The 1,875-nt window shown below is 41.3% G+C and carries 2 protein-coding genes; one reads left to right on the top strand and one right to left on the bottom strand.

Going from position 1 to position 1,875, the window contains the following annotated elements:
- Positions 1-483: 483 nt before the first annotated feature.
- Positions 484-1,074 carry a Uma2 family endonuclease gene (locus AC5JM2_RS12365; RefSeq protein WP_495835171.1) on the bottom strand — a complete coding sequence of 197 codons (591 nt, stop codon included), beginning with the start codon at positions 1,072-1,074 and terminating at the stop codon, positions 484-486.
- A gap of 218 nt (positions 1,075-1,292) precedes the next feature.
- On the opposite strand from AC5JM2_RS12365, the gene AC5JM2_RS12360 reads away from it, so the two are divergent.
- Positions 1,293-1,547, top strand: coding sequence for a TIGR02450 family Trp-rich protein (locus tag AC5JM2_RS12360; protein WP_495835170.1), 255 nt, complete (start codon positions 1,293-1,295; stop codon positions 1,545-1,547).
- The last annotated feature ends 328 nt before the right edge of the window (positions 1,548-1,875 follow it).

Raw genomic sequence — 1,875 nt, 5'->3', positions numbered from 1 at the left:
GGTTATTGTATTGCACCCAAATGAGAACCGCTATAGCCCTCTTCTGTCACTTTCCCCAGATGAAAACATGAAATCCTTGCTACACAAGAGTTTTAGTCTAAAGCGATGGTGATGTTTATCATATTAGAAAAGAAAGCCACAAACCCAACCCTAGTCTAAGGTTTAAACATTGCCTTTGATTTTTGATTTCGGAGAGTGACAGAAGAGGGATAGCCCTCTTCTGTCACTTTCCGGGTGAGCAATCTCTGGAAGGCTTATCAGGCAAACAATACAAGCTATCCTATTAGAAAAAAATGGGTGTGGTCTTTATTATTAGAAAAAAATTGTGCGATCCCTTACCAAATAAAAGCTCTAGAATTCAAAAATGGTAAATGTTTTCGGAGAGTGACAGAACAGGGATAGCTTCACTGTGCCACTACTGTATTCCGGATGAGTTTTGCAGACGCGCCTGATACTTACCTGATAACTGGTAACTGATAACTGTCAATCAACTTCTACCTCAAAATCAACCTTATCGTAAATATCTGCTAGCGAAATTTGGAAGGGAACCGAACCAAGTGACAGCATCCCATCACGATTTTCATATTCACTAAACAGCCATTGATTATTATCAGTTTTGAAGTACTTCTCGATATGCATCGTGTACTGATCAATCAGAACATATTCCTGAAAACTGGAGATAGTTCGGTAAGCTGCAAATTTTTCATCCTTATCATAACTTCTGGTAGATTTTGAGAGTACCTCAGCAATCATCAACGGGTTTGTGAGGGTGTCTTTCCGTCCTTCAGCAAATTCAAGTTGTGCCGCAATAACCATCACATCAGGATAAGTGTGAATTCGCTTTTGGGGAATCCAAAGCCGTTGATCGGTGACAAACACTCGATAAGGCTGACGCTTGAGGGCAAAATTTAGGGCTGCGCAAAGGTTACCAGCAATTTGGTTATGATTGGGTGTGCCGCCTGTCACAGGGATGATTTCTCCATCAATATATTGATGGCGTTGTTCTGAATTGACTTCTAGTTCTAAATATTCTTCAGATGAGTAGTTGCGCTGCTCCTGTGCTTGGATGATCATGAAAGTTAAACCCCCAAAATTTTGAGTTGCTGATTGATCTGGGCGATGGCGATCGCGTTGGCGGCGGCTTCCGCATCGCCTTTCTCTGCTTATATCAATTTCCGTCTAGCTTTATATTGACTTTTGACCAAGACTGGGAGTTTAGGGAGAAAAAATCGTATTTTTTGTACACCCCTGCACCCTTACACCCTTACACCCTGCCCAAAGGGCATTGACAAATGACTAAAAAGCAAAAATTTCCCTATTTACTCGGTTCCAAATGGACAGCGCAGCAAAAAGTTGATGGCTGGCGACATTTCCGAGTTATCAACCGCAAAAATCAAGGTAAGTGGGTTTATGCCGAGATGGTAGCAGCTTGTGATCCCGATGTCCGTTTCTGGATAAACGCAAAATTGTTACAAGACCGTTCTCTGTGGGAAGCTGGCTGGCAAACTTTGCAAGAGATGAATTCACCGCAAGAAGAGGTTTCTTGAATAAACTTGTTTGATTAACATAAAGCTCAGTAGATTTTGATATTTGAGAAAAAATTTAACTTATATGTAATATGTAATAATTTTTTACATTATTCCAATTGACCTGTCACTTGTGGGCTAGAAGCCCAAGACTTTAACAATTCAAAATCGCGTAGCGTTGGGAGTGAAGCGTCCCTTGCGCGTGTCCCCTTGGGACTGAGCAATCTCAAAATTCAAAAATAAGTAGTGAGTCCACTAACTGTAGGGTGGGCACTACTAGTTAATTAGTCAGTCAGCTAGAGGTGAGTAGTGCCCACCTTACTTACCGTCTTTAACAACAGGGATAGTC

Source organism: Brasilonema angustatum (assembly GCF_059505445.1).
Note: the sequence above shows the minus strand (reverse complement) of the source record. Positions and strands in the feature narration are given on the sequence as shown.

Coding starts and splice junctions, on each gene's coding strand:
- AC5JM2_RS12365 (WP_495835171.1), bottom strand. CDS start 1,074: ATGATCATCCAAGCACAGGAGCAGCGCAACTACTCATCTGAAGAATAT.
- AC5JM2_RS12360 (WP_495835170.1), top strand. CDS start 1,293: ATGACTAAAAAGCAAAAATTTCCCTATTTACTCGGTTCCAAATGGACA.